Raw genomic sequence first — 2,466 nt, 5'->3', positions numbered from 1 at the left:
CTGGACGGTCGTAACGCTTCGTTGGGGGACGGGGTGCGGCGGGCGTTGGGGCGTGAGCCGCGGGACTTCGCCGACTTCGCCCGCGAGGCCGCCGCTTCGGGCGTGTGGAACGTGTGATCCGGCTCGCCGGTGGCGGCCCGAACAGGCCGCCACCGGGCGGGCGTCGGTCGTGTATCCGGACATAACAGTGGAGGTTTGGCCATGTCGGACGGCAAGCAGGTCTGGTCGAGTGAGCAGGGCGTGGGCGCGCTGCCCGGGCACATCCGGGGCTTCGGGCTGATGCACGTGGCGATGCGCCGGGACGCCGCGCGGCTGAGCGCGGCCGCCGCCCGGGGTTCGTCCGCGGGCGGCTGGGGCCCCGCGGCGGCCCTGGCGGACTGGTTCGGCCGGCTGCGGGCCGTCATCGACTGGCACCACCACAGCGAGGACGAGATCCTCTGGCCCTTCCTGCGCGAGCGGCTGGCCGGCTTCGACGGCGGCGGCATCCTGGAGCAGGACCACGAAGCGCTCGACCGGACGATGCGCCGGGTCGCGGACGTGCTCTCCGCCCGCCGGATCGCCGAACTGCCCGAGGCCGCGGCGGGGTTCGAGAACCTGATCCGCGAGCACCTGGGGCACGAGGAACCGGTGGTGTTCCCGGCGATCGCGGGCCTGCCGGTGGACGAGTACCTGCGGGTGGAGCGGCGGATCATCCAGAGCGCGCCGGGGCAGGTCATGACGTACCTGCAGCCGTGGATGTTCGACGGCGCGGACGCGGCGTCCGTGCGGGCCGTGTCGGCCACCATCCCGGGCCCGGTGCGGCTGATCGGCCGTACGGTGCTGGAGCGCCGGTACCGGCGCACCCTGCACCCGGTTCTGTGACCGCCGGCCCCTTTCCAACTCCCCTGGACTCCTCCCGGCACTCCTCTCGGCACTCGTCGCGGCACCCGGCACTCTCCGGTGCCGCAAGTGTCGTGGCGCGTAGCGAGGTTCCGGTTGTCGCGGTTCCGTTGCGGGTGGCACCGCACGGTGGGTGGTGTCGTTCGTTCCGCTGTTCGCCGGCGCCGCGTCCTGCGGGGCCGGGAGAGTGAAAAGGGGTCCTGTGATGCGTTCGGATCAGAGGTCGGCACCGGTGTCGTACGCGGTCCCGTCGGCCATCGGCGGTGTGCGGCCGGGGAGTTCACCGTACGGCGGAACCGCCGGGCAGGGCCGCGCCGCCGGGCCCGTCCTGGCGGGCGCCACCATCGCGATGGGCCTGATGGCGGGCCTGTTCTTCGCCTTCGACGTGTCGGTGATGCCCGGCCTCGCGGCCGGGGACGACCGGACGTACGTGACGGCGATGCAGCACATCAACTCGTCGATCGAGAACGGGATGTTCGGCCTGGTCTTCGTCGGAGCCTTCGCCGCCACCGGCGTGGCGGCCTGGCTCCAGCACAAGGCCGGCCGGCGCCAGGCGGCGCTGTGGGCGGCCGGGGCGACGGTGCTGTACGTGGTGGCGCTGATGGTCACGATGGGCGTCAACATCCCGCTCAACAACGAGCTGGCGGCGGCCGGCGACCCGTCCCAGATCCACGACTTCGCCGGCGTGCGCGCCAAGTTCGAGGGCACCTGGGTGGCCGCCAACATGCTCCGCACACTGCTCTGCACGGCGGGCCTGGCGGCCCTGAGCCGCTCGTTGGTCCTGCACGGCCGGTTCAGCCGCCTGGGCCGCTGAGCGGCCCGGCCGCGCGCCGCAGGGCTGCGCGGCCGGGGGAATGCCCGTCCGCCTCGTGCGGGCGGGCGTTCGTGCGTTTCGGGTGCGGCCGGCCTGCTGCCGCCGGGCTCGGCGGCGGGGCGCCCGAGTGCGCCGGGGCGTGCGCCGGTGCGCCGGGCCAGTGCTGTCGGTCAAGTCGCCTGGGACGTCCTGGACTTGGCGATCCGAGGGCTATGGGTGGAGCATGGGCGGGCCCGGTCGTTGCGGCGCGCTTGCGCCGTTGCCGGGCCGTACGGTGGTCGGCGTGTCCGGTGAGCTGGAGAGGGGGCGGGGTCTGTGGTGGCGGTGATACGTCCGTACCTGATCCGGGGGAGAGCGGTTCCCCTGGCCAGATATCTGGCGGAGGAGGACATCGAGGGTCTGGTGGCGTGTTCGTGCATCGGGAACGAGGTCACGATCGACCTCGTGGACACCCGGATCCTGGTGACCCTGGCCGACGTGGCGGGGGCGGTGCGGCTGAACTTCGACATGGTCCAGGACGGTCCGGCCAAGGCGCGTTCCTGGTCCCGGCGCCTGCCGGGCGACGCGGGGCCGGGCGAACTCGCGGCGCGGATAGCCGTGGACGTGCGGACGCTGGCCCGGGAACTGGCCCCGCTGCGGCGCAACCCCCCGCGCAGGCCGGGAGAGGGCGGGCGGTAGGCACGGACGACCGGCCCCGGGCCCGGCAGCGGCGCCGGCCCCGGCCCCGCACCGCTCGGGCGCACCGGACCGGGAGGCGGCCCGCGCGCTGTTCG

At 74.2% G+C, this 2,466-nt stretch carries 3 protein-coding genes and 1 pseudogene; all 4 read left to right on the top strand.

The genetic code is table 11. The annotated features are described in order from the left end of the window. A pseudogene (locus AB0O82_RS38615) lies at positions 1-117 on the top strand (NmrA family transcriptional regulator); the annotation flags it as partial. An 84-nt stretch (positions 118-201) separates the two neighbouring features. Beyond that, positions 202-861, top strand: coding sequence for a hemerythrin domain-containing protein (locus AB0O82_RS38610; protein WP_363589726.1), 660 nt, complete (start codon positions 202-204; stop codon positions 859-861). Positions 862-1,084: 223 nt separating this feature from the next. Further along, positions 1,085-1,693, top strand: coding sequence for an anthrone oxygenase family protein (locus tag AB0O82_RS38605; RefSeq protein ID WP_363589724.1), 609 nt, complete (start codon positions 1,085-1,087; stop codon positions 1,691-1,693). A gap of 318 nt (positions 1,694-2,011) precedes the next feature. After that, positions 2,012-2,371, top strand: a complete 360-nt coding sequence (locus AB0O82_RS38600) for a hypothetical protein (RefSeq protein ID WP_363589722.1) — start codon at positions 2,012-2,014, stop codon at positions 2,369-2,371. The last annotated feature ends 95 nt before the right edge of the window (positions 2,372-2,466 follow it).

It is taken from the genome of Kitasatospora sp. NPDC088264 (assembly GCF_040685715.1).
Classification (GTDB): Bacteria; Actinomycetota; Actinomycetes; order Streptomycetales; family Streptomycetaceae; genus Kitasatospora.
Note: the sequence above shows the minus strand (reverse complement) of the source record. Positions and strands in the feature narration are given on the sequence as shown.